This window comes from Vagococcus fluvialis bH819, from assembly GCF_900163795.1.
GTDB classification, from domain to species: Bacteria; Bacillota; Bacilli; order Lactobacillales; family Vagococcaceae; genus Vagococcus; species Vagococcus fluvialis_A.
Window position 1 is genome coordinate 145899 of the sequence record NZ_FWFD01000008.1, and the last position, 22499, is coordinate 168397.

The window sequence follows — 22499 nt, forward strand, 5'->3', positions numbered from 1 at the left end:
ACTACTCTCCTTGCTCTTCAAAAGGAACTTCTTGACCATCTTCTGACATAATTTTTGTTAAAGTTTCTTCTGCATTAGTCAAAGTATCTTGACATAATTTGCTCAACTCTATTCCTTTTTGAAATTGATCTAACGCGTCTTCTAAAGGAACTTCCCCTGTTTCTAATTGTTTTACGATTTCTTCAAGTTCTGCTAGAGAAGCTTCAAAAGTTTGTTTTTTTTCTTTTACCATTTTTTTAGTCCTTTCTAACTACATCAGTTACCGTTGTATCTACAACACCATCTGACAAGTGAACACTTAGTATTTGTTCTTTATCTATTTCATTAACTGACTTAATTATTTTCTCATCTATCGTCACATAACTGTACCCTCGCAGCATCGTTTTTAACGGACTCAACAAATCCAAATTAGCTATCTGTTGACTTACAGCTATCTTCTTACTTTCAACTAATCGTTCCATATTTTTTTCTAATTTATCATTTAAGAATTCTATCTGTTGCCTTGAAATCTTAACTTTTTCTTGAGGATTCCTAAAGTATAAGCGTTGCTTCATTTGTTCGAATTTTTTTTCTTTTTGATTTATCTCTTGAGACAAACTTTGTTCTAACTTACGATTTAGTGTATCCAACTGAACCGAAAAAGCTTCATATAACCGTTTAGGTTGCTTAAAAACAAAAGAGTTTACAGCATGTTCATGCTTTTGTTTTTTATGTTTTAATTGCGCAGACATTGCTTGGAATAAACGATTCTCTTTTTCTTTAATTCTCAATAACTCTTCTCTTAGTACAGGTGTCGCAATCTCAGCTGCCGCTGTTGGTGTCGCTGCTCTAACATCTGCTACTAAATCTGCAATCGTTGTATCTGTTTCATGCCCCACAGATGACACTATTGGTGTTCTCGCTTCAAAAATAGCTCTAGCAACATTCTCTTCGTTAAAAGGCCATAAATCTTCAATCGACCCACCACCACGAGCCACAATCATCGTATCATATTCACCACTTTGATCCACTTCTTTAATCCGTCTAGTAATATCTGCTGCAGCTTTATCTCCTTGCACAAGCGTTGGAAAGACCACAAGCTGAGCAATTGGATACCTTCTTTTAACCGTTGTCATGATATCCCGCACAACAGCTCCACTTGGACTTGTCACAACAGCAATTTTTTTAGGGTACTTCACTAATGGTTGTTTAAAGTTAGGATTAAACAAACCCTCTTTGTGAAAAGCTTTTTTACGTTCCTCTAAAGCTTGATATAAAGCTCCCACACCGTCTGGTTCCATGTGTTCCACATAAATTTGATAGCTACCGCCGGGTTCATAAAGAGAAATACGTCCAATCACTAAAACTTTCATTCCTTCTTCTGGCTGAAACTTTAGTTTTCCAAAAGCTCCTTTAAACATAATTGCCGAAATTTTTGCCTGATCATCTTTTAAACTAAAATACTGATGAGCGTTTGGCCTCATTCTAAAATTTGAAATCTCCCCTGTTAAAAAGATACGTTCTAAATATGGGTCTGCTTCAAATTTTCGTTTGAGATATTTAGTTAATGCTGTTACCGTTAAATACTTTTCAGTCATATTTTCACAATCCTTTACTAACCTCTCGCATTTGCGACTGTCTGCTCCATTAACATACCAATCGTCATTGGGCCAACACCACCAGGAACTGGTGTAATAAAAGAAGCTTTTTGACTCACTTCATCAAATTTAACGTCTCCTACTAAATGCCCATCAGCATGACGGTTCATCCCGACATCAACAACAACCGCACCTTCTTTAATATGATCCGCAGTTAAAAATTCAGATTCCCCAATAGCAACAACCACAATATCCGCTTCACTTGTAATTTTTTTCAAATCTTTTGTATGAGAGTGCGTAATCGTAACCGTAGCATTATGCATTAATAAAAGTTGAGCCATCGGTTTTCCAACAATATTACTTCGCCCAATTACAACAGCATTTTTTCCTGCTATCTCTATTTCATGTTCTTCTAGTAACCTTATAATTCCATAAGGCGTACAAGGTAATTTATCAGGTTTCCCAATGAATAATTTTCCCATGTTCAAAGGATGGAACCCGTCCACATCTTTTTTAGAATCAATCGCTAAAATAATTTTCTCTTCATCAATATGTTTTGGTAGGGGAAGTTGTACCAAGATACCGTCTACCTGTTGGTCTTCATTGTACTCATTGATCCGTCTTAACAACTCTTCCTCAGTCGTACTTTCAGATAAGCGATCAACTTGAGAATGAAACCCAATATTTTTTGCCGAATTTTCTTTATTTTTAACGTATACTTGACTCCCTACATCTTCACCGATTAAAATAACCACTAATTTTGGAAGTCTTTTTCCTTTTTGTTTCCATCCAGCAACTTCTTGCTTAAGATTTGCTTGTATCTTATCGCTAAGCGCACGACCATCTAATAATATTGCCATTAAAAACACCTCCAAAATTTAATTACACATGCCTACATTCTAGCATAAAAAGACTTTCTCGAAAATAGAGTGGTGAAAAAGTGGTTCTGCTTCAAGTAACAAAAAAACTCAAACAAAATTAATTGTTTGAGTCCAATTCTTTCATAACTGATGATAACACGCCGTTAATAAAACGACGGGATTCATCATCACTAAATGTCTTCGCTAATTCCAACGCTTCATTTAAAGATACTTTGTACGGGATATCCGACACATAAAACATCTCAAATAAAGCTAATCTTAAAATAGTTAAATCAGTTTTCGCAATACGATTTACTGTCCAACGCTTTAAGTGCTTTTCAATATGCTGATCTAATTCTAACTGATGTTCCTTTACACCACCAACAACTACTTTGATATATTGAGGTATTTCTTCACAGGTCTGTTCTTCATATAGGTCAAGGACATTTTCAATCACTTGATCAACCTCTACACCCTCGCTATATAAGATAGAAAAATTGACTTGGAACGCTATTTCTCTTAACTGATGTCTTGTTAACTCCACTCTATTCTTCCTCATCTTCTGAATCAAACAACTCGTCTAAGTCTGGTAATGAAATCTTTTCAGGAACAACACCCACCACATGGACGTTAACTTCTGATAATTCCAAATCTGTCATATACAAGACTTGTTGTTTAACTTTTTCTTGCATGTCTATTGCCACTTTTGGTACTGAAACACCGTAATTCAGATAACAAAATAAATCAATACGAATGTTACCTTCCTCATTCTTCAATGATACACCCTTATCATGGACTGATTTTCCAAATAATTCTGTAACATTTGACGCTAAATTACCACGCATTGCATAAACGCCTTCCACTTTCGACGCTGCAATCCCAACGATAACTTCTAATACCTCAGGAGCAACAACAATTTCTCCACCAATTTCTTGATTATTGCTGCTTAGGACTAAATCTTTATTTTCTGCCATCTGTCTTCCTCCTTCAGTTCGTTTTAACTTGAGAAACCTACAATTTGATTAATAAAACTATCTCCTCAAAACATTAAGAATATAATATTTTTAATCATTTGTCTATTCTATAAAATAATAAGCTCTTTTTCAGAATGTGTCAATCTCTTTATCCCATTATCTGTCACTAACATGTCATCCTCAATCCGAACGCCACCAATTCCAGGTAAATAAATTCCTGGCTCATTTGTAATCACATTGCCTGAGACAAAAGCTTTTTCTGCCATTTTTGAAACATTTGGCCCCTCATGAATCTCTAATCCAATGCCATGACCTGTAGAATGGCCAAACGCCTCACCATAACCTTTTGATTCAATATAATCACGAGCTACTGCATCTAACTCAGCCCCAGTCATTCCTGGTTTCGCAACATCTAAAACTTTTTGTTGTGCTTCTTTCACAATTTGATAAATTTCTTTTAATTTTTGATTCGGTTCGCCAAGAGAGATAGTTCTTGTCATATCTGATACGTATCCTTGATAGTAACAACCAAAATCAATGGTAATAAAATCACCTTGCTCAATTACTTTTTCACTAGCCACTCCGTGAGGCATTGCCGATCTCAATCCACTCGCCACTATTGTTTCAAAAGAAACACCAGAAGCACCTAAGTTTCTCATATAAAAATCAAGTTCATTGGCTACTTGAATTTCTGTCATTCCTGGTTTGATATAAGTTAAAATATGACTAAAAGCTTTATCAGCAATCTCACACGCTTTTTCAATTATTTTAACTTCCGATTCATCTTTGATCTCCCTTAATTCTTCAATCATTCCTGAAACAGGGATTAAATCTGCTTCCATAATCATTTCTAATTGAACATATTCTTTAAAGGAAACCAACGCTTCTTCAAAAGCAAGAGTTTCTAGTTTCTTTTCTTCCACTAAATCTGCCACTACATCAAAAATCGGTCCAAAATTCTGAACAACTTTATAACCTTTACACTGAGTTGTAGCTTGCTCAGTATATCTAAAATCCGTAATAAAAAATGCTTCTTCTAAGGTAATTAGAGCAATACCCGTTGTCCCTGTAAACCCTGTTAAATAACGTAAATTGTATGAACTAGTTATTAAAAATGACCCAATATCTTCTTTGATCATTTCTTTTCTTAAATTATCAACTCTACTAATCATCTATCAAGACACCTTCCCCTTTATTTCTAATACTATTATAACAAAAGGACTAGATAAATTAAACCAATCTCTATTTTCTTAACAACAAAAAAACAACCCAATAAATTGAGTTGTTTATTAGTATTATTTAGCTACTGGATAGAGAAAGTTCTACTTTTAACACGTTTCAACCTACCACAAGAAACGCTATATAATAGTAGGTTTTAATCATAAAGTATTCAACCAGTCATAATATGTCACATTCAGATGGCATTCAATATGGCATTCAAAACGCTACGGGCGAGATGGTGAGTTTATATAGAAAAAGAGATGAGAGATCATCTCTTTTTTCATAATAAATTATACCACTCATAAGCGGTCAGTATCTATCTCTATATATAACTATTTTTAATGCTGTTTTATCTAGAGGGCTAGTATCAACTTCTTGTCCAGTTCCACTGCATTCTAATAAGGAATCTATGTTACAAATAAAATGTAGATTCTCTTTCATAGTTATACATCTTTTACAAGGTTGAAATTTAACAAATATATGAGAATCATCATCTTTTATACTAATATTTTCTAACTTCATTGATAGTAATTTTTTTTCACAACATGCAAATAATTTCCCTTTATTACGTTTATCATCATTTAATAAGATTGCTGCACTATTTGCATTTTCATAATCAGCTAAATTAATGTAATCATTTTCTAAACTACACATATAATAACGAGTCGACGTATTTAACTTTACATATTCATACTTATTTATACAATTATCAGTGATTTTTTTAAATATTTTTTCTGCGTCTATTTCCAAATTACGTTTAGCCCCACTAATTGATAAGTATGTTTTATCATCATTTTCAATCCTCATAGCCGCAATACATTTTGATTCTAAATTATATTTTAATTTATTTGAATCATTATTTGTTCTAATTCTAGATAATTCAGCTACTATCCTTTGAGGTAATGACAAATTATTTCCCGTTATTTCTAAAAGCGACATTTGTTCTTGTAATTCAATTTGATTATTATTAAAACTCTTGTCCAACTCGATTATCATTTTCTTTACTATTTTTTCATAATGATACTCATCATATGGGAAATTCTTGTTTTTGGCTTGTTGGATGTTTTTATCCTCAGAAATTACCATCATAAATGTTTTACTTTTTTTATACCTAATAGTATATTCTTCAGTCTCTATATTAAGTTCTAATTGATTCCCTAATAAATAAAGACTTCTAGCAAGCAGATTCATGCGCCATAGCTTTTTTAAAGTTTCATTTTGAAAACCTTTAATTTTATCCATATATTTTTTAATTGTTTTTTTCTCGTAAAAGAAACTATAATAAATATTAATTTTTTTTAACAGTTCATATCTAGAATTTTCTTCATTAGCGCCAAAAACATCGTTCTTTAATTCATCCCAAATATATTTCTTTACTAATATAAGATCAGAATATTTCTTATCTAAAATAGAAAAATCACTTTTTTCTCGTTCACTAATTTCTCTTGGCCAACTTTCAGCTAAATAAAATGGTACAAAAATATTACCCAAAATATAAAATAGATTGTTTTCTTTAAACTCTTTTTCGTATAAAATAATGCGATCATTTAACTCAGTTTTCAAAATATATTTTAACTCTAAGTCTATATCATTATCATTTTCCATATTTACCTCTCCCTGTATAACATTTATTAATTAAAATATATCACTTTCCAACACACATTTGATTTATTTCTAGTATACCAAAAAAACCCACTAATTAAAGTGAGCTTTCAAATGCTATCCATTTACTTTACTAGCTAAATCATTAAACGTGAGTGTTTTAACCATGCTTAATCCACCAGGGTATCTACCTAAAACGGCTGACTTGTCAGGACTAATATAAGTTTTAAGCTTATTTAATAAGTATTTGACTATCGAGATCATCAAATTTAGATATAAAGTCAAGCAGCTTTTGTTTTCGCTGCATTAAACTATCTAATTCAAGCTTTTTTTCTTTAATAATGCCTTCAATTTTCGCACCTTTACTTTCTTTAGTGATTTTCACTTTAGATAGATCACCACTTACCCAACGCTTTAATTCTGACTCGTAATCATCTATTTCAAATTCTAGGTAATCAATTGCACGTTGTAACGTTTGGTACTTTGTCAGCCAGTCATACATCTTGAAACCTCCCGTGTTATTAAAAAGAGAACACAAGCTACTAGCCAAAAATGACTAACAACCTATGTCCTCACGCTTTCGTGTCAGACTATTAAATTTTTTCTGATATGATCGTTTCTTTTCTGATTACCTGACCATCTTGGATAATCAAGCGAACCTCTCCATATTTTGGCAGCTCCACTGTTGTGTTTTTTCCTTTTGAATCAATGTAAATTTTATCCATTCATTTCCCTACTTTCTTATTTTTTTAGAGTATATTCGTACTCTCGTTTATCAGTAATACCGTTAAAATCCATTAACAATAAATTACTTTTTATCCTTGATACAGTTCTCGCATCTAAGATTAGAGATAATTCATCCAAACTTAGATTACTTGTAAATATCGTTGTCTTGTTCTCTCTTGCGTTGAGAATATTATAAAGGGTATCTACAGTAAAGTTAGATGCCTGCTTGTTAGAGTTCATTGATAGCTCACTACCGATATCATCTAGACCTAGAACGTCCGCTTCTACTAATAAATTTAGATAGTCAGCTGAAGTCTTTTGATCAGTGTACTTTTTATTAAACGATTCTTTCATTTCAGATAATAACTTCGGCATCGATACAAACAAACATTTCTTTGAATCACCTAGTTCGTTAATGTTCTTTAACATTCCCATCATTAAATGAGTTTTTCCAACTCCTGGAGGACCAACCATAAAGACATTTCTATTATTTTTTAAAACTTCTTTAACCACTGTATGAGTATGTTTTTTGATATCACTCTCAGTATCATTTTTATTGATATAATCTTTAATGCCTTTATTCAGTAATGATCTATCATGTAGAATACTATTATTTTTCAAAAATAACTTTCTTCCTTCTTTGGTACTTTCAAATTGTTTTTTAGTTGCTTGAGTTGAAAATTTTTTACTCCGTCGCTCACTCTCACATCTTGGACAAATTATTTCATCGTTAAAGTGCCATAAATTGTATTTTTCATGTCCTGGAACATTACACGGTTCTTGAAGCTCAATATATCCAGTACGTTCAATGTGGCTATCTGGTACTTTGACGCTTCCCATTTCCATTGTTTTACTCATAACGCAAACCTCCTAATAAGGTAATTCTGGTAGTTCTGAATCATCATAACTTGGGACTTTTCTTGCTTCAGCAATATTAGCAGCCCACTCTGGTGGTATTTCTTCCGTTTGGTTTACCTGGTATTGTTTTCTGTTGTTAGTAGTCACGAATTCGTCCATATAAGAACGTTGGTTAAAGAAAGTGCTACCTTGCTTTATAAACTGTATTTCAGTTCGCTGTAGCTCGATTTGTTTCTTATAAGCATTAATACCATTTAAAATAGTTTCGTCTGTTGTGCCGTCTCTGATAGCTTTTTGATAGGACTTAAAGGCATTCTCTTTACCTTGCTTTTTAGGATATTCTTTCCAAATTAAATCAAACCTATTTTTTAAATCGACTTTATCAACTTCTTTGGAAGATGATTGATCTATATTACTCTTCTCTAACTCTATCTCTTAGTCACATCGATGTTACTTTGTAACTCACTAGCGTTACCTTGTAACTTTTTCTTTTCTCTATGACGTCTAACTCTTTCTGCGCTATAACTTTCAGAGCCAAGCATTTCAGGTATTCTATTAAGATAATATTCGTCATTTTCCACTACTTCAATAAGTTGCTTAGTCTCTAAAAAATTGAGCGTCATGGCTACATTTTCTGGTTCTTCATCAATTAACAAAGATATTTCTTCAGCAAAATCGTCACCTATAGATTCAAAATAAAGTTTCCCCTCATCTTTAAGACTTGCTAATAACATTTTTAAGTAAATAACTGTATACGTATCACCACCAGCTATTTTTCTTAACAATTTAATTTCTTTCTGATCAAAGAAATCCGTTTTTAATTGCAACCAATAATATCTTTTTGCCTTTGTATCATTTTTGAATTCAGCCAACTTAATATTCCACCTACTTACCAATTTTATTTATATTTTTATATTCCTATCCCAAACTCAGATAGCTCTGTAGCATGCTTAGTCGCTAATAACTTGACTGATGCCAGAAAGCCGCTTAATGCGTTTATATCTTCGGTTTTTATATCATTAAACAAAAAATTATTGTAAACAAATGAATCTAAACCGTGAATTGCATTCTCTAAGTTATTTGCATCGATTGTAATATCATCAATATTTAATGTTTTTTCTTTCATTTTACTTCCCCATTTCATCATAATTTGTGATAACATGAGGTAAATAGGGATTAAAATCTATTTACCTCAGCACGCTTAAAGGATTGCAGTCCTAAGTGTGCTATTTTTATTTATCTTCATATCCTAAAATCTCTTGAATCTGTGACACATAACAGGCAATAGCTGAACCAGCTAAATTTTTAGCTCTTTCTAATGGCGTTTCATCAATACTTCTTGAACCATCACCATCAATGAGTTTAGCTTTATATACCTTGTTTTCATCAATAGTAGAAATTTCTTCTAAAATACCAGATAAATCTCTTAACAACTCTCTTACACTTTTTTCTTCATTCATTTTAATTTCCTCTTTTCTTTTTTAATTGAAATGATGCGATATCTAAATTAAATAAAAACATCATAAACATCGGAATGCCTAAAATAGCTATTAACTTACCGTCTAGGCTTCCTAATATCATTCCTAGTACAAATACAACTAATAAAACTCCATAACGTCTAACACCGTAAATATTCATGTTTCTCCTCCATCTCGCAAAGCCCGCCCGCTTGCTTTATTTTTGGTGTTCTAACATAAATCGATCTAATTCTGATGTTGCATACCACACTGAACCACCTTCAACAGGTTCTGACCTCTTTAACCCTTGTCTCTCATATCGAATTAAGGTACCTACGGAAATTCCTTTGTAATAATTGGACACATCCTTCTGTTGTATAAAAGGTGGCTTCTGCACTTGTTGCTCTACTAGTTCAATCATTCGTTGATAAGTTTCTTGGTGCTGCTTTAGTAATTCTTGTTCGTACTCAATACTAAAAAAATTCAAATCAATCACCTCCTTTTCACAAAGAAACATTTCCCAACTTTCACCCAAAAAAAAGAAGGTCAATAGTCACGTTAGAATCTACCTGTTTAAATAATTCTTTTAAAAAAATCTTTTCAGAATCTTTAAATGGCACATTACCTCTTTCTTTTTCTGAATATGCCTGTCTAGAAATATTCAATTTGTTAGCCATGTCGGATTGTTTTAATTTTAACGCTACTCTATAACCAGCTACTCTATTCAAATTTATCACCTCCTACTACCCAAGGAAACATTTCCCAACCTTGACATCATTCTAGCATGACATTATACTGGTGTCAAGAAACATATCCCAACTCAAGGAGGAATTAATTATGAGCTCTTCTCAAAATAAAGTTGGAGAGAGAATTAAAAATATCAGAATTAGTAAAGGTTTATCTATGGATGATTTTGGGTCTCTTTTTGATCCACCGGTAACTAAAGGAACAATATCTAAATGGGAAAACGGAAAATATCTTCCTAATAATAACCGAATTAAAAAAATAGCTGAGATAGCTGAGATTTCTGTTGAAGAATTGCTATATGGAGATATAAGAAATTATCTCAACCCTATCATCATTGAGATAGCAGCAAATCAATACAATATAGATATTAGCGATGATCAAGAAATGATAGATTATATTTTTGAAGGGTTATACCATGAATCTTATGATAGTGATGAGGAATCACTATATTCTGAGAATAAAGACAGATTGGATGATATACTTTTGTATCCTTTCGCTATGGACAGTGAAGGTTTAATACAAACGGCCACTTTAGATTTATTTCATTCAATGAACAAAATAAAAGAGTTAACCGAAAATAGAAAAGATGATTTATCTAAAAAAGAATATGCAGAATTAACACATACAAAAGACTTAATTACAGAAGTGCTCCAGCAAGCTTATTATGATATTGATGGAATGGATGTTGATTCTCATTTCAGCAGTATTGAAAAATATGAAAAAAAACTACAAAAAGAAATAGATAAAAATGCTAATACTGAAATATTAGATCCAAAAATACCAAATAATAATAACTAAACTCCCCCCTTACCATCACTTAGAAAGGAGCAAACTATGAGCAATGACATTATTCTATACAGCACAGAGGACGGACAAACAAAAGTTGAGTTACACTTACAAGATAGCACCGTATGGCTGTCACAATTGGAACTAGCAGAGTTGTTCGATACCTCCAAAAACAATATTAGTCTACATGTTAAAAACATATTTGAAGATCAAGAATTGGATAAAAATTCAACTGTTAAGGATTACTTAACAGTTCAAAAAGAAGGTAACAGAGACGTTCAACGGACTATCACACTCTACAATTTAGATATGATTCTAGCTATTGGCTACCGTGTTCGTTCTGTTAGAGGTGCCCAATTTAGACGATATGCCTCAACTATCTTAAAAGAATATCTAATAAGTGGCTTTGCCATTAACGATGATAAAGTAACGCAAGAATTAGATTACTTTAAAAAATTACAAAAGCGTATTAGAGATATTAGAACAAACGAAAGAATATTCTATAAGCAAGTGTTAGATATTTTTGCTACTAGTATTGATTATGATGGTAGTAGTAAAGCTGCAATGGAATTCTTTGCCACTGTTCAGAATAAAATGATTTATGCTGTTACAGGACATACTGCACCAGAGCTAATCTTTAATCGTATCGATGCAGATAAAGAAAACTTAGGTTTGACAGTTCAAAAAGGTGATTATCCAACTAAAACAGAATTAAAGGTATCAAAAAATTACCTGGATGAAAAAGAACTAACTGATTTAAACCTTATTGTTTCCGCTTATCTTGATACGGCAGAAAGACAAGCCAACCAAAAAATAAAAATGACCATGAATGACTGGAAAAGTGAACTAGATCGCTACTTAGATTTCCAAAGAGTTGATATTTTACAAGATAAAGGAAAAATAAGTAGAGATGCAGCTAATAAAAAAGTAGATGATGAGCTAAAGAAATATAAAGCATTAAATAAAGAAGTCAAACAGGTTGATACTGATTACTTCAACGCATTAAACAAACTCAATAAAAAATAACTAAATCCCCTTACCATCTCGTAAACGCCCGTAGCAAGATAAGGGAGAGAAAACAAATGGCAACATTCAAGCAATACGATAAAAAAGACGGTTCTAAGGCATGGCAATTCCAAGCTTACTTAGGAGTTAACCCGATAACAAACAAGGCGGTAAAGACAACTAGACGAGGTTTTAAGACAAAAAAAGAAGCCCAACTAGAACTTAATCGTTTACTAGTGGACTTTGAACAAAACGGATTACAAAAAGAAACTATAACAGCCTTTAAAGAGATTTGTGAGCTTTGGTTGATAACTTATAAGAAAACAGTTAAAGAGACAACCTACATCACGACAGAGCGTTATATGACCAAGTATGTCTTGCCTTCATTCGGAGATATTAGAGTGGATAAACTTAACTTAAAAACATGCCAGGTAGAAGTTAATAAGTGGGCTGACAAAACGAAAATGTATAAAATAATCTTGCAGTATGCTTCTAAAGTAATGGAATATGCGATCAGTTTAGAGTTAGCGGACCGCAATCCATTTAGCAGTGTGATAAGACCAACGCCAAAGAAAGTCATAGAACAAGACAAGATAAAGTTCTATACGTTAGACGAATTAAAACAGCTGTTTGAGTTCCTGGAGAACAGAATTAAACAAAATGCTAATGGCCAGCTAATGCAAAAATACTTTTCTGAATTGGATCTAATTCTTTTTAGGTTCCTAACCTATTCGGGATTACGTGGAGCTGAAGCAAGCGCCTTAGAATGGCAAGATATTAATTTCATTGATAAAACTGTGACAGTCAATAAAAATATGTCTCTTACAAAGAACGGTTTCGTTGTCTCCACACCTAAAACTAAGAGCTCATATAGAACGATCACTTTAGATGATAAGACGCTTAGACTGCTTAAAAAATGGCAACTAAGACAAAAAGAAATGCTCTTTGCTAATGGTTTAAGAGATAATAACGTTGTCTTTACTAACTTGTTTGGTGAACGATTCACTAGACAAGATTTATACCAACGTGCTTCCAGGTTATCAAAAGCTGCTGATCTTCATGTCATTGGCGTTCATGGTTTCAGACATACCCACGCATCACTTTTATTGGAGAGTGGTGCCAGCATGAAAGAAGCACAAGTTAGATTAGGTCATAGCAGCATCGAAATGACGATGAATATCTATACCCACGTTACAAAAGAAGTCACTGAAAAAACCGTTGAGAAGTTAATGAAATTTGCTAATTTGTAGTCAATGGCATTCAAAATGGCATTCAATTTCAATTCAAGACAAAATAAAAAAGCCTAAGCCCTTGATAGATAAGGGTTTAGACTTATAATAAAACTAATTATTTAGCTACTGGATAGACAGACACTTGAGTTTTTTCGCGTCCTTTACGTTCGAAACGTACAACACCTTCAACTTTAGCATACAAAGTATCATCTCCACCACGACCAACGTTTACACCTGGATAAATTTTAGTACCGCGTTGACGGTATAAAATTGAACCACCTGAAACAGTTTGTCCATCAGCACGTTTAGCACCTAAACGTTTTGATTGTGAATCACGGCCGTTGGTTGTAGAACCGCCCCCTTTTTTGTGGGCGAATAATTGTAAGTTAATTTTCAACATGAAAAAAGCACCTCCTTGAAATTATTTTACACGAATATATATATTATATTCTTTTTCGATATCTCTTAACCCAATATAAAGACTGTTCATTAGGATATCTGTTATTTCAATCTGTTTATCAGACAAATCTGACAGGATTTCAACAAACAGGTAACCATCGTCAATATCTACAATTGGTTGATAACCGGCTAATTCTTCAATACTGTTCACTACATTCATTGCTAAAACAGATGCAGCTGCACAAACTATATCAGAACCCGATTCAGCAAAATCAGCATGACCAGACATTTCAAAAGAAACAATCCTGTCAGCTTCTTTTCTGAAAAACTCAGCTTTGATCATCAAGATACCAACTCTCTAAATTTTAATTATGCGTTAATTGCATCGATCATTACTTTAGTGTAAGGTTGACGATGACCTTGTTTACGATGTGAATCTTTTTTAGGTTTGTATTTGTAAGTTACAACTTTCTTTTGTTTTCCTTGTTTTTCAACAGTTCCTTCAACAGTTGCACCTTTAACAGTTGGAGCACCAATCTTTGTTGTTTCTCCACCTACTAAAATAACTTCATCAAACACAACTTTTTCGCCAGCTGCTACGTTTAATTTCTCAACGTAAATCGCTTGACCTACTTCTACTTTTAATTGTTTACCACCAGTTTTTACAATAGCGTACATGTTTGTTCCGCACCTCCTTTTCTTTACTTAGACTCGCCAACTTAAGGGTCATAAATTAATATGAACTTAATACTTAATATGTGCGGTTGTAGTTGTGGTGCACACAAATACAACATTAATATGATATCAAAAAAAGAAAGATAGGTCAACAAAAAGTTAACTTATCTTTCTTTTTTATTCTGCTTCGGAAATAAATAGTTCTTTCAAACCAATCTCAACAAATAATTCTGATCTAAATAATTTAGCTACATTTGTTGCCATGTAGTGATTAGCATAAATTTTCCCTTCAACAACCCAAGCGTCTGCTATACCAAGTAAAGCAAATACTAAAAAGTTATTCAATAATTCTTTAGGCATTTTTCTAACTGGAATAGAATTTCCATAGTTTACATGTTCTAAAATATAATCATACAGTTTATCACTAAATAAAGTTCTGTACATTTCTGCATCATTTTCTTTTAATAATGTCACAAAAAACTCTGGTGAATCACCAATGTATTCAAATACTCTATCTAAAATAATTTGAGGGATCAATTTATCTTCATTACCATCATAAGCAACATACTTCACTACATGATCATAAAAATCCTCAATTATTTCTTCCATTATCGTTTCAACAAATGTATCTTTGTCACGATAATGCAGATAGAACGTTCCTCTTGTAACACCTGCTTGATTCGTTAAGTCTTTAATGTTCATTTCGCTTAACTTACGAGTCTTTAGTAAATCTAAAAACGCTTGTCTTAATTTTTTACGAGTTTTAACAACTCGTGGATCAATTTTCCCCATATTATTCTTCCCCTTACTTACTTAAAACTTAAAACGCATTATACGAAGTTTCCCAATCACTTCCTACAACACATTCACGATTATATAGCATCTAGCCTCTTTTGTCTAGTATTATTACTTAGTGTTTATTTATTATCTATTTATTCTCCTTATTTTGTTTACTACGAATCTTTGTAAATAATAATTATAAAAAGAACATTCTAAATAAAAAAATTAAAATAAAGCTTGACTATTCTCTCAAATTTTATTATGATATTCATGTTGCTTGAAGCTGACTTGTCGCAGTAGCTCAGCTGGATAGAGCATTCGCCTTCTAAGCGAACGGTCGGGGGTTCGAATCCCTCCTGCGACGTTTAATAACAAAAAGACAAAAGGCTAATACCTTTTGTCTTTTTTATTTTTCGTTAATAATTATATTATCTACATTTTTACTTATCATCAAAACACCATCACCTAAAGGTAATATCGTTACTGTAAGGTCTGGATGTTCTAAGACAGTATCAAATAATTTATTCAATTTTCTATAAATTGTCCGCTGACTGCGTGGTATATCTTTGATATCTTGCATAATTGTTCCAGCTTGAAAAACATCGTCAATCATCAAAACACCGTCCACTCTTAGTATTCTCAAACATTCTGGCAAAAATTCAATATATTTTGATTTAGCACTATCCATGAAAATAAAGTCATATGGACCTTTTAATGTCGGTAATACTTCTTTTGCATCCCCTTCTAAAAGCGTCACTTGTTCAGATAATCCAAATTTTTCAAAATTTAACTTCGCTTTTCTAATCATGACATCAAAACGATCAATCGTTGTTACATGACCTTCTTTTCCAATAGTTTCAGCCATTAAACTTGCAGAAAAACCAACCGCTGTTCCAATTTCCAAAACTTCTTTCGCTTTAATTTGTTTTAAAAAAAACTTTAGAAATGTAGCAGTTTCATTGGGTATAATAGGCACATTATCAGCATATGATTGTTCTTGAAGTTCTCCTAAAGAACCACTCATTTGTTTTTGTCTCTTTCTAAGTAAATCTAAAATTTCATCCTGTAATACAGGACGATGCATCATTTCATTTCTCATTTCGACATCCTTCTTTCTCACTCCTTGTTGATTATACAAATTTTTTTATTTAAAAACAAATTAATTATTTTAACATCTATAATCGGTATAGATTGACTACTTCATGTTTTTATCATATTATGACTTTAAAAAGACAAGAGGTATATTTGTAAATGACAACTAGAAATAAATATTATGATTTGCTTAACACTAAATTTAACTCTTCCGAAGAAATTGTAAGCGAAATCATAAATTTGAAAGCAATTCTCAATTTACCAAAAGGGACAGAACATTTCGTCAGTGATCTTCACGGAGAGTACGATGCTTTTCAACATATTTTAAGAAATGGCTCTGGAAATGTTAAAGAAAAAATAAAAGAACTTTTCCATCGTATTTTGACGACACAAGAACAGCAAGAACTAGCAACTCTTATTTACTACCCTGAAAAAAGATTAAAAATTACTAACGGTTTTAAAAACGAGAAATGGTATAGACAAAAAATAGATCAATTAATTCAATTGGTTCGTTTTTCTTCTTCTAAGTACACTCGTTCTAAATTAAGAAAATCATTTCCTAAAAGGTATTCATATATTATTGAAGAACTTTTGTTTCAAACAAATAATCAAACAGATAAAAAAAATTATTACAATCAAATTATTGAAACAGTTATCAATTTAGAACAAGCTGATGAGTTAATCACTGATCTTTGCTATATTATTCAAAGGCTAGTTGTTGACCATTTACACATTGTCGGTGATATTTACGATCGAGGTCCAGCACCTGATAAAATCATAGAACGCTTAATAAATCATCACTCGATGGATATCCAGTGGGGAAATCACGATATCATTTGGATGGGAGCTGCGTCAGGTTCTCCTATTTGCATGATGAACACCATTAGAATTTCTGCTAGATATAATAATCTTTCCATCATTGAAGACACTTACGGCATTAACTTAAGACCCTTATTAACCTACGCGGAAAAGTATTATACTAATAATCCCGCTTTTAAACCAAAAACAGACACAGAAACGTCAAAAGATAAAGATGAGTTATTAGAAACAACCAAAATTCATCAAGCAGCTGCTATTTTACAATTTAAATTAGAAGAACAATTAGTTCGTAGAAGACCAGATTTTAATATGGAGCATCGTTTGTTACTCAGCAAAGTTAACTTAGCTGAGTCTGATATTATTCTCAAAGAGAAAACATATCAATTACATGACACTTGTTTTAAAACCGTTTCAGCAGAAGATCCTTCTAAACTAACAGCAGAAGAAGAAGAAGTCATCAATCGCCTATTACATAATTTTATCCACTCAGAAAAATTAAAAAGGCACACTGATTTTCTCTTCAAAAAAGGAAATATGTATCTTGTCTATAACGAAAACTTGTTAATCCATGGTTGTGTTCCTTTGAATAAAGACGGAAGTTTTCAATCTGTTTGTTTTGAAGGTCAAAATTACGAAGGTAAGAAACTACTCGATTACTTTGAGAATTGCTTGAGGAAGTCATATAAAAAACCACACATACAAGATGACTATGAAACAGACATCATTTGGTATCTTTGGTCTGGTAAGTATTCTTCACTTTTTGGAAAAAAAGAAATGACTACTTTCGAAAGATATTTCATCAAGGAAAAAGAAACTCACACTGAAGAAAAAAATGCCTACTATCATTTAAGAGAAGAAGAAGAAACAATCAAAAAAATTCTTCATGAATTTAATTTGAACTGTGAGGATAGTCACTTAATTAATGGACATACACCTGTTAAAGAAGTTAAAGGAGAAGATCCCATTAAAGCTAACGGTAAAATGATTGTCATTGATGGTGGATTTTCAAAACCATACCAAAAAACCACTGGGTTAGCAGGTTATACACTGCTGTACAATTCATACGGTATGCAGCTAGTTGCTCACAAACCCTTCTCATCTGTCGACTGTGTGATTCGAAATCACGATGATATCTTATCTATTAAACGTGTCGTTGACAGACCCTTAGAAAGAAAATGCGTCTCTAATACAACTATTGGCAAGATACTCTCAGAAGAAATACAAGAACTCTATGACTTACTAGAATATAATAAACATTAAAATAAGCTTGGGGCTGACAAAATTTAAAGTCAGATCCAAGCTTATTTATTTAACTCTATTCATATTACTTAATTGATTTAACCGAATTTCTAATTTTTTCAATCGTATTCATTTTATGTTGCCAACATTCTTTAGATAAATCAACTGGGTATTTTTGCGGATTCAGATTACGTTTATATTCTTCCCATAAAGAGTTTAGATTATCTTCTGAAAATGCCTTAATCTCCTCTAAAGTTGGTAAATTATACACTCTCTTGCCCTCAATATAGACATCCTTCAATATCGCTCGTGCTTCAAAATCAGTTACCGTTTTATTAATAAAAGTATGCACTGGATGAAACATGTAAATCTCTTCCATTTCCCTTGGATCTTCATTCCACAAAGTAATGTAATCTCCCTCAGACTTACCATTCTTACCAGTAATTCGCCAAACTTGCTTCTTACCAGGCGTTGAGACTTTCTCTGCATTACCAGATAATTTTAATGTATCAATCATTTTCCCATGACTATTTTCAATTGAAACTAACTTATAGACTGCTCCTAATGCTGGTTGATCATATGCAGTAATCAACTTTGTTCCTATTCCCCATACATCAATCTTAGCCTTTTGCATTTTTAAATTCAAAATAGTTGATTCATCTAAATCATTAGAAGCATAGACTTTAGCATCATAAAAACCAGCTTCATCTAATTGCTTTCTAACTTTTTTAGAAATATACGCCATATCTCCACTATCAATCCTAACACCTAAGAAATTAATTTTATCACCCATTTCTTTAGCTACTCGAATTGCATTAGGAACTCCTGATTTTAACGTATCAAACGTATCTACTAGAAACACGCAATCTTTGTGTGTTTGAGCATACGCCTTGAACCCTTCATAATCATCTAAATAAGATTGGATCAAACTATGAGCATGCGTTCCAGACACCGGTATCCCAAAAATTTTCCCAGCTCTCACATTACTTGTTGAGTCAAAACCACCAATATAAGCCGCTCTAGTCCCCCAGATAGCTGCGTCCATTTCTTGGGCACGTCTTGTTCCAAACTCCATCACTAAGTCGTCCTCACAAACAGCACGGATTCTTGAAGCTTTTGTCGCAATCAGTGTTTGATAATTAATAATATTAAGAATCGCAGTTTCAATTAACTGACACTGCGCTAACGGACCTTCTACTTGAAAGATTGGCTCATCGTTAAAAACCATTTCTCCCTCAACAGCAGATCTTACCGTACATGTAAATTTAAAATTTTTTAAATAAGTTAAAAATTCTTCTGGATAATCTGTCACTTCTCTTAAATAATCGATATCACTATCTGAAAATGATAAATTATCTAAATAACCAACAAGCCTTTCTAACCCTGCAAAAATAGCATAACCATGTTTAAAAGGCATCTGTCTAAAATAACACTCGAATACTGAATGTAAATCTGCTCGATCTAACTCCCAATAGGTTTTCATCATGTTCAATTGATACAAATCCGTATGAAGTGCCAAGCTATCATCTTTATACATTTTATTGTCTCCAATTCTTTAGTATACATATTTTCATACATATATTTTACGTGTTACTTCGAAGTTTCTCAACCTTTTTATCTTTTCAGTAGCCAATATACTAAATTATATGCAAAAAATGATTATGATTCATAAAATAATTTTTATTGGCGTAAACTTTTCCACATGTTATATAATTATTTATCACTAAATTTCTATTTTCCCTCTAGCTTATCCACAATTATTTTTCACTATCTAAATAACGCAAAAAAGAAAGGTCCTAAGACCTTTCTTTTATTTATTTTAACTATAAAAATTATTTTACAGTTACTGAAGCGCCAACTTCTTCTAAAGAAGCTTTTAAAGCTTCAGCTTCGTCTTTAGAAATTCCTTCTTTAAGTGCAGATGGAGCGCCATCTACTAAAGCTTTAGCTTCTTTAAGACCTAAACCAGTTGCTTCACGAACTGCTTTGATAACTTTAACTTTTGAATCTCCAGCGCCAACTAATTCAACAGTGAATTCAGTTTGTTCTGCAGCAGCAGATGCTTCACCAGCACCAGCAGCAGCTACAGGAGCAGCAGCAGATACGCCAAATTCTTCTTCGATAGCTTTTACTAAGTCATTTAATTCTAAAATAGTTGATACTTTTAAATCAGCAATAATTCCTTCAATGTTTAATGCCATTATGGGTTCCTCCATTATAATCTTTACGATTAATTTATATTTTTTTTAGTTTTAGATTGAGTTACTAATTAAGCAACTTCTTCTTCTTTTGATTCTGATACAGCTTTAACTGCATAAGCAACGTTTCTGACAGGAGCTTGTAATACAGAAAGTAACATAGAAAGTAAACCTTCGCGGCTTGGTAATTTAGCAAGAGCAACGATTTCTTCAACAGAAGATACGTTTCCTTCGATAATACCACCTTTGATTTCTAGTTTATCTGCACCTTTAGCAAAATCATTCATGATTTTAGCTGGAGCTACTACGTCTTCATTACTGAATGCTACGGCTGTAGGTCCTACGAATACATCGCCTAAACCTTCTAAACCAGCTTGTTCAGCAGCACGACGTAAGATACCATTTTTGATAACTTTCATTTCAACGTTTGCATCACGTAATTGTTTACGTAAATCAGTTACTTGTTCTACTGTTAAACCACGGTAGTCAACTACGACTACTGATGCAGCTTCTTTAAGTTTTGCAGTAACAACTTCAACTTCTTGAGCTTTTTTAGCGATTGATGCTTCACTCATTTTATTTCACCTCCGTAAATTTAGATGGTGGAATTTTCTATATAAAAAAACCCCATGCCACCGTTGACATAGAGGGACTATTGATTACTTTCAATATGGTCCTCGGTAGGAAATTAAGACTTACGTCACCTACTGTCTTCGGTACAGTTAATATTTAACCTAGACAACTATAACACAGATAGTTGTCTAGGACAAGTTATTTTCTAGAAAGAAAAATGATCTACTTTAACACCAGGGCCAAATGTAGTTGTAACTGTTAGGTTTTTAATGTAAGAACCTTTTGTTGCAGCAGGTTTTGCTTTAAGGATTACATCGTTGATTGTTTTAAAGTTTTCAATTAATTTAGCATCATCAAATGATACTTTACCAATTGGAACGTGGATGTTACCTTGTTTGTCAACACGGTAAGTTACTTTACCAGCTTTAACTTCTTCAACAGCTTTAGTTACATCCATAGTAACAGTTCCTGTTTTAGGGTTAGGCATTAATCCTTTAGGTCCTAATACACGTCCTAATTGACCAACTTGTGCCATCATGTCTGGAGTTGCAACAACTACGTCAAACCCAAACCAACCGCCTTTAATTTTAGCAACCATGTCAGCATCGCCAACAAAGTCTGCTCCAGCAGCTTCTGCTTCTTTAGCTTTTTCGCCTTTAGCGAATACTAAAACAGTTTGTGTTTTACCAGTACCGTTTGGTAATACTACAGCACCACGAATTTGTTGATCCGCTTTTTTAGGATCAACATTTAAGTTATAAGCAACTTCTACAGTTGCGTCAAATTTTGCAATATTTGTATCTTTAGCTAAAGCAACAGCTTCTGCTACAGAATAATTTTTTGTTACGTCTACTTTTTTTAATGCATCTTGCATTTTTTTACTCTTATTAGCCATTTTGTTTCCTCCTTGATTGTGGTTATAACGGTTGAACCTCCCACGGAATTCATATTTTTCAATATAAACCGACTGAGAAGCTACTTCTAAGTATCAATAAAATAATTTAAAATTATTCTACAACGATACCCATGCTTCGTGCAGTACCTTCTACCATGCGCATTGCTGCTTCAACATCAGCTGCGTTTAGGTCTTGCATTTTAGTTTCAGCAATTTCTTTTACTTGGTCTTTAGTTACAGTTGCAACTTTTTTAGAATTTGGTTCACCAGAACCTTTTTCTATTTTTGCAGCTTTTTTAAGCAATACTGCAGCTGGTGGTGTTTTTGTAATAAATGTAAATGAACGATCTTCATATACAGAAATTACTACAGGAATAATTAAGCCTGCTTGATCAGCTGTACGAGCGTTAAACTCTTTAGTGAATCCCATGATGTTAACACCGGCTTGTCCTAATGCTGGTCCAACTGGTGGTGCTGGAGTTGCTTTCCCTGCTGGGATTTGTAATTTAACTAATTTTTCTACCTTCTTTGCCACGAGACATACCTCCTTAAGTCCGTGATGTGGTTTAATGGAGATGTAAATTTCTCCTCCCACGCTTCCATAAAAAAAGAAGCACGTGTATGAAACACGTACTCCGATATTATACTTGATTCTATTATTAATTTCAATAGTTTTATTATGAATTTTATTTTTGATTGTTTTACAGTATGATTAACCAACTCATTTCCTCTCCTCTCTCTACTAACTTAATAGATAACTTATCAATAGTATAACTTGCTTCCT

The 22499-nt window shown here is 32.8% G+C and carries 31 protein-coding genes, 1 tRNA gene and 2 other annotated features; of the genes, 5 read left to right on the top strand and 27 right to left on the bottom strand.

What is annotated here, in order from left to right:
• Position 1: 1 nt before the first annotated feature.
• The 17 genes from FM121_RS04750 to FM121_RS04820 all read right to left on the bottom strand — a co-directional run bounded on the left by FM121_RS04750 (position 2) and on the right by FM121_RS04820 (position 10003).
• The gene (locus FM121_RS04750) at positions 2 to 232 is read right to left on the bottom strand and encodes an exodeoxyribonuclease VII small subunit (RefSeq protein ID WP_086951012.1); all 231 of its coding nucleotides are present in this window, start codon (positions 230 to 232) and stop codon (positions 2 to 4) included.
• Between the two features lie 4 nt (positions 233 to 236).
• Entirely contained in the window at positions 237 to 1577 is a 1341-nt protein-coding gene (gene xseA, locus FM121_RS04755; RefSeq protein ID WP_086951013.1) for an exodeoxyribonuclease VII large subunit, read from the bottom strand.
• A 17-nt stretch (positions 1578 to 1594) separates the two neighbouring features.
• A complete protein-coding gene (gene folD, locus FM121_RS04760; protein WP_086951014.1) occupies positions 1595 to 2437 on the bottom strand; it encodes a bifunctional methylenetetrahydrofolate dehydrogenase/methenyltetrahydrofolate cyclohydrolase FolD in 843 nt (280 codons plus the stop codon).
• 118 nt (positions 2438 to 2555) lie between these two features.
• Complete coding sequence (gene nusB, locus FM121_RS04765) at positions 2556 to 2981, bottom strand: transcription antitermination factor NusB (protein WP_373385070.1); 426 nt, start codon at positions 2979 to 2981, stop codon at positions 2556 to 2558.
• Between the two features lies 1 nt (position 2982).
• Entirely contained in the window at positions 2983 to 3411 is a 429-nt protein-coding gene (locus FM121_RS04770; protein WP_086951016.1) for an Asp23/Gls24 family envelope stress response protein, read from the bottom strand.
• 107 nt (positions 3412 to 3518) lie between these two features.
• Entirely contained in the window at positions 3519 to 4583 is a 1065-nt protein-coding gene (locus FM121_RS04775) for a M24 family metallopeptidase (RefSeq protein ID WP_086951017.1), read from the bottom strand.
• A 358-nt stretch (positions 4584 to 4941) separates the two neighbouring features.
• On the bottom strand, positions 4942 to 6237 hold the full coding sequence (locus FM121_RS04780) for a hypothetical protein (protein ID WP_086951018.1): 1296 nt from the start codon (positions 6235 to 6237) through the stop codon (positions 4942 to 4944).
• 229 nt (positions 6238 to 6466) lie between these two features.
• A complete protein-coding gene (locus tag FM121_RS04785) occupies positions 6467 to 6736 on the bottom strand; it encodes a hypothetical protein (RefSeq protein ID WP_086951019.1) in 270 nt (89 codons plus the stop codon).
• 91 nt (positions 6737 to 6827) lie between these two features.
• A complete protein-coding gene (locus tag FM121_RS04790; protein WP_086951020.1) occupies positions 6828 to 6959 on the bottom strand; it encodes a DUF2292 domain-containing protein in 132 nt (43 codons plus the stop codon).
• A gap of 16 nt (positions 6960 to 6975) precedes the next feature.
• The gene (locus FM121_RS04795; RefSeq protein ID WP_086951021.1) at positions 6976 to 7818 is read right to left on the bottom strand and encodes an ATP-binding protein; all 843 of its coding nucleotides are present in this window, start codon (positions 7816 to 7818) and stop codon (positions 6976 to 6978) included.
• Positions 7819 to 7830: 12 nt separating this feature from the next.
• Complete coding sequence (locus tag FM121_RS14640) at positions 7831 to 7965, bottom strand: hypothetical protein (protein ID WP_256958409.1); 135 nt, start codon at positions 7963 to 7965, stop codon at positions 7831 to 7833.
• A 281-nt stretch (positions 7966 to 8246) separates the two neighbouring features.
• Positions 8247 to 8690 carry a phage replisome organizer N-terminal domain-containing protein gene (locus FM121_RS04800; RefSeq protein ID WP_086951022.1) on the bottom strand — a complete coding sequence of 148 codons (444 nt, stop codon included), beginning with the start codon at positions 8688 to 8690 and terminating at the stop codon, positions 8247 to 8249.
• A gap of 38 nt (positions 8691 to 8728) precedes the next feature.
• Complete coding sequence (locus FM121_RS04805) at positions 8729 to 8944, bottom strand: hypothetical protein (RefSeq protein ID WP_086951023.1); 216 nt, start codon at positions 8942 to 8944, stop codon at positions 8729 to 8731.
• Positions 8945 to 9050: 106 nt separating this feature from the next.
• Positions 9051 to 9278, bottom strand: coding sequence for a hypothetical protein (locus tag FM121_RS04810; RefSeq protein WP_086951024.1), 228 nt, complete (start codon positions 9276 to 9278; stop codon positions 9051 to 9053).
• 1 nt (position 9279) lies between these two features.
• Positions 9280 to 9456, bottom strand: coding sequence for a hypothetical protein (locus FM121_RS14430; RefSeq protein ID WP_179203793.1), 177 nt, complete (start codon positions 9454 to 9456; stop codon positions 9280 to 9282).
• A gap of 36 nt (positions 9457 to 9492) precedes the next feature.
• Entirely contained in the window at positions 9493 to 9762 is a 270-nt protein-coding gene (locus FM121_RS04815; RefSeq protein WP_086951025.1) for a hypothetical protein, read from the bottom strand.
• Between the two features lie 40 nt (positions 9763 to 9802).
• Complete coding sequence (locus tag FM121_RS04820; RefSeq protein ID WP_373385071.1) at positions 9803 to 10003, bottom strand: helix-turn-helix transcriptional regulator; 201 nt, start codon at positions 10001 to 10003, stop codon at positions 9803 to 9805.
• A 109-nt stretch (positions 10004 to 10112) separates the two neighbouring features.
• On the opposite strand from FM121_RS04820, the gene FM121_RS04825 reads away from it, so the two are divergent.
• Genes FM121_RS04825 through FM121_RS04835 form a run of 3 tightly spaced genes read left to right on the top strand, consistent with a single transcriptional unit; the run spans position 10113 to position 13063 of the window.
• Positions 10113 to 10820, top strand: coding sequence for a helix-turn-helix domain-containing protein (locus tag FM121_RS04825; RefSeq protein WP_086951027.1), 708 nt, complete (start codon positions 10113 to 10115; stop codon positions 10818 to 10820).
• Positions 10821 to 10856: 36 nt separating this feature from the next.
• Positions 10857 to 11834: a RhuM family protein gene (gene rhuM, locus FM121_RS04830; RefSeq protein ID WP_086951028.1), complete on the top strand. Its 978-nt coding sequence runs from the start codon at positions 10857 to 10859 to the stop codon at positions 11832 to 11834.
• A gap of 56 nt (positions 11835 to 11890) precedes the next feature.
• Positions 11891 to 13063 carry a site-specific integrase gene (locus tag FM121_RS04835; protein WP_086951029.1) on the top strand — a complete coding sequence of 391 codons (1173 nt, stop codon included), beginning with the start codon at positions 11891 to 11893 and terminating at the stop codon, positions 13061 to 13063.
• Positions 13064 to 13160: 97 nt separating this feature from the next.
• Here FM121_RS04835 and rpmA read toward each other — a convergent pair whose 3' ends face one another.
• The 4 genes from rpmA to FM121_RS04855 all read right to left on the bottom strand — a co-directional run bounded on the left by rpmA (position 13161) and on the right by FM121_RS04855 (position 14911).
• A complete protein-coding gene (rpmA, locus tag FM121_RS04840) occupies positions 13161 to 13445 on the bottom strand; it encodes a 50S ribosomal protein L27 (RefSeq protein ID WP_086951030.1) in 285 nt (94 codons plus the stop codon).
• A 21-nt stretch (positions 13446 to 13466) separates the two neighbouring features.
• Positions 13467 to 13787 (bottom strand): ribosomal-processing cysteine protease Prp, encoded by a 321-nt coding sequence (locus FM121_RS04845; RefSeq protein ID WP_086951031.1) that lies wholly within the window; start codon positions 13785 to 13787, stop codon positions 13467 to 13469.
• A gap of 26 nt (positions 13788 to 13813) precedes the next feature.
• Complete coding sequence (gene rplU / locus FM121_RS04850; protein ID WP_086951032.1) at positions 13814 to 14122, bottom strand: 50S ribosomal protein L21; 309 nt, start codon at positions 14120 to 14122, stop codon at positions 13814 to 13816.
• 19 nt (positions 14123 to 14141) lie between these two features.
• Positions 14142 to 14220: a sequence feature (ribosomal protein L21 leader region), on the bottom strand.
• Positions 14221 to 14296: 76 nt separating this feature from the next.
• On the bottom strand, positions 14297 to 14911 hold the full coding sequence (locus FM121_RS04855) for a TetR/AcrR family transcriptional regulator (protein WP_086951033.1): 615 nt from the start codon (positions 14909 to 14911) through the stop codon (positions 14297 to 14299).
• A 278-nt stretch (positions 14912 to 15189) separates the two neighbouring features.
• On the opposite strand from FM121_RS04855, the gene FM121_RS04860 reads away from it, so the two are divergent.
• A tRNA-Arg gene (locus tag FM121_RS04860) sits at positions 15190 to 15263 on the top strand.
• A gap of 42 nt (positions 15264 to 15305) precedes the next feature.
• Here FM121_RS04860 and FM121_RS04865 read toward each other — a convergent pair.
• Positions 15306 to 15998 (bottom strand): O-methyltransferase, encoded by a 693-nt coding sequence (locus tag FM121_RS04865; protein WP_086951034.1) that lies wholly within the window; start codon positions 15996 to 15998, stop codon positions 15306 to 15308.
• A 152-nt stretch (positions 15999 to 16150) separates the two neighbouring features.
• On the opposite strand from FM121_RS04865, the gene FM121_RS04870 reads away from it, so the two are divergent.
• Positions 16151 to 18070, top strand: coding sequence for a fructose-1,6-bisphosphatase (locus tag FM121_RS04870; RefSeq protein WP_086951035.1), 1920 nt, complete (start codon positions 16151 to 16153; stop codon positions 18068 to 18070).
• Between the two features lie 64 nt (positions 18071 to 18134).
• On the opposite strand, the gene FM121_RS04875 is transcribed toward FM121_RS04870, so the two are convergent.
• The 5 genes from FM121_RS04875 to rplK all read right to left on the bottom strand — a co-directional run bounded on the left by FM121_RS04875 (position 18135) and on the right by rplK (position 22250).
• Positions 18135 to 19586 carry a nicotinate phosphoribosyltransferase gene (locus FM121_RS04875; protein ID WP_086951036.1) on the bottom strand — a complete coding sequence of 484 codons (1452 nt, stop codon included), beginning with the start codon at positions 19584 to 19586 and terminating at the stop codon, positions 18135 to 18137.
• A 295-nt stretch (positions 19587 to 19881) separates the two neighbouring features.
• The gene (gene rplL, locus FM121_RS04880; protein WP_086951037.1) at positions 19882 to 20250 is read right to left on the bottom strand and encodes a 50S ribosomal protein L7/L12; all 369 of its coding nucleotides are present in this window, start codon (positions 20248 to 20250) and stop codon (positions 19882 to 19884) included.
• A 68-nt stretch (positions 20251 to 20318) separates the two neighbouring features.
• Positions 20319 to 20822: a 50S ribosomal protein L10 gene (gene rplJ, locus FM121_RS04885; RefSeq protein ID WP_086951038.1), complete on the bottom strand. Its 504-nt coding sequence runs from the start codon at positions 20820 to 20822 to the stop codon at positions 20319 to 20321.
• 35 nt (positions 20823 to 20857) lie between these two features.
• Positions 20858 to 20982: a sequence feature (ribosomal protein L10 leader region), on the bottom strand.
• Between the two features lie 43 nt (positions 20983 to 21025).
• Complete coding sequence (gene rplA / locus FM121_RS04890) at positions 21026 to 21715, bottom strand: 50S ribosomal protein L1 (RefSeq protein ID WP_086951039.1); 690 nt, start codon at positions 21713 to 21715, stop codon at positions 21026 to 21028.
• Between the two features lie 112 nt (positions 21716 to 21827).
• Positions 21828 to 22250: a 50S ribosomal protein L11 gene (rplK, locus tag FM121_RS04895; protein ID WP_086951040.1), complete on the bottom strand. Its 423-nt coding sequence runs from the start codon at positions 22248 to 22250 to the stop codon at positions 21828 to 21830.
• Positions 22251 to 22499 lie beyond the last annotated feature (249 nt).

Excerpts from the sequence above, each read along its gene's own strand:
- FM121_RS04750 (WP_086951012.1), bottom strand. The coding sequence starts at position 232 with ATGGTAAAAGAAAAAAAACAAACTTTTGAAGCTTCTCTAGCAGAACTT.
- xseA (WP_086951013.1), bottom strand. The coding sequence starts at position 1,577 with ATGACTGAAAAGTATTTAACGGTAACAGCATTAACTAAATATCTCAAA.
- folD (WP_086951014.1), bottom strand. The coding sequence starts at position 2,437 with ATGGCAATATTATTAGATGGTCGTGCGCTTAGCGATAAGATACAAGCA.
- FM121_RS04770 (WP_086951016.1), bottom strand. The coding sequence starts at position 3,411 with ATGGCAGAAAATAAAGATTTAGTCCTAAGCAGCAATAATCAAGAAATT.
- FM121_RS04775 (WP_086951017.1), bottom strand. The coding sequence starts at position 4,583 with ATGATTAGTAGAGTTGATAATTTAAGAAAAGAAATGATCAAAGAAGAT.
- FM121_RS04780 (WP_086951018.1), bottom strand. The coding sequence starts at position 6,237 with ATGGAAAATGATAATGATATAGACTTAGAGTTAAAATATATTTTGAAA.
- FM121_RS04785 (WP_086951019.1), bottom strand. The coding sequence starts at position 6,736 with ATGTATGACTGGCTGACAAAGTACCAAACGTTACAACGTGCAATTGAT.
- FM121_RS04790 (WP_086951020.1), bottom strand. The coding sequence starts at position 6,959 with ATGGATAAAATTTACATTGATTCAAAAGGAAAAAACACAACAGTGGAG.
- FM121_RS04795 (WP_086951021.1), bottom strand. The coding sequence starts at position 7,818 with ATGAGTAAAACAATGGAAATGGGAAGCGTCAAAGTACCAGATAGCCAC.
- FM121_RS04805 (WP_086951023.1), bottom strand. The coding sequence starts at position 8,944 with ATGAAAGAAAAAACATTAAATATTGATGATATTACAATCGATGCAAAT.
- FM121_RS04810 (WP_086951024.1), bottom strand. The coding sequence starts at position 9,278 with ATGAATGAAGAAAAAAGTGTAAGAGAGTTGTTAAGAGATTTATCTGGT.
- FM121_RS14430 (WP_179203793.1), bottom strand. The coding sequence starts at position 9,456 with ATGAATATTTACGGTGTTAGACGTTATGGAGTTTTATTAGTTGTATTT.
- FM121_RS04825 (WP_086951027.1), top strand. The coding sequence starts at position 10,113 with ATGAGCTCTTCTCAAAATAAAGTTGGAGAGAGAATTAAAAATATCAGA.
- rhuM (WP_086951028.1), top strand. The coding sequence starts at position 10,857 with ATGAGCAATGACATTATTCTATACAGCACAGAGGACGGACAAACAAAA.
- FM121_RS04835 (WP_086951029.1), top strand. The coding sequence starts at position 11,891 with ATGGCAACATTCAAGCAATACGATAAAAAAGACGGTTCTAAGGCATGG.
- rpmA (WP_086951030.1), bottom strand. The coding sequence starts at position 13,445 with ATGTTGAAAATTAACTTACAATTATTCGCCCACAAAAAAGGGGGCGGT.
- FM121_RS04845 (WP_086951031.1), bottom strand. The coding sequence starts at position 13,787 with ATGATCAAAGCTGAGTTTTTCAGAAAAGAAGCTGACAGGATTGTTTCT.
- rplU (WP_086951032.1), bottom strand. The coding sequence starts at position 14,122 with ATGTACGCTATTGTAAAAACTGGTGGTAAACAATTAAAAGTAGAAGTA.
- FM121_RS04855 (WP_086951033.1), bottom strand. The coding sequence starts at position 14,911 with ATGGGGAAAATTGATCCACGAGTTGTTAAAACTCGTAAAAAATTAAGA.
- FM121_RS04865 (WP_086951034.1), bottom strand. The coding sequence starts at position 15,998 with ATGAGAAATGAAATGATGCATCGTCCTGTATTACAGGATGAAATTTTA.
- FM121_RS04870 (WP_086951035.1), top strand. The coding sequence starts at position 16,151 with ATGACAACTAGAAATAAATATTATGATTTGCTTAACACTAAATTTAAC.
- FM121_RS04875 (WP_086951036.1), bottom strand. The coding sequence starts at position 19,586 with ATGTATAAAGATGATAGCTTGGCACTTCATACGGATTTGTATCAATTG.
- rplL (WP_086951037.1), bottom strand. The coding sequence starts at position 20,250 with ATGGCATTAAACATTGAAGGAATTATTGCTGATTTAAAAGTATCAACT.
- rplJ (WP_086951038.1), bottom strand. The coding sequence starts at position 20,822 with ATGAGTGAAGCATCAATCGCTAAAAAAGCTCAAGAAGTTGAAGTTGTT.
- rplA (WP_086951039.1), bottom strand. The coding sequence starts at position 21,715 with ATGGCTAATAAGAGTAAAAAAATGCAAGATGCATTAAAAAAAGTAGAC.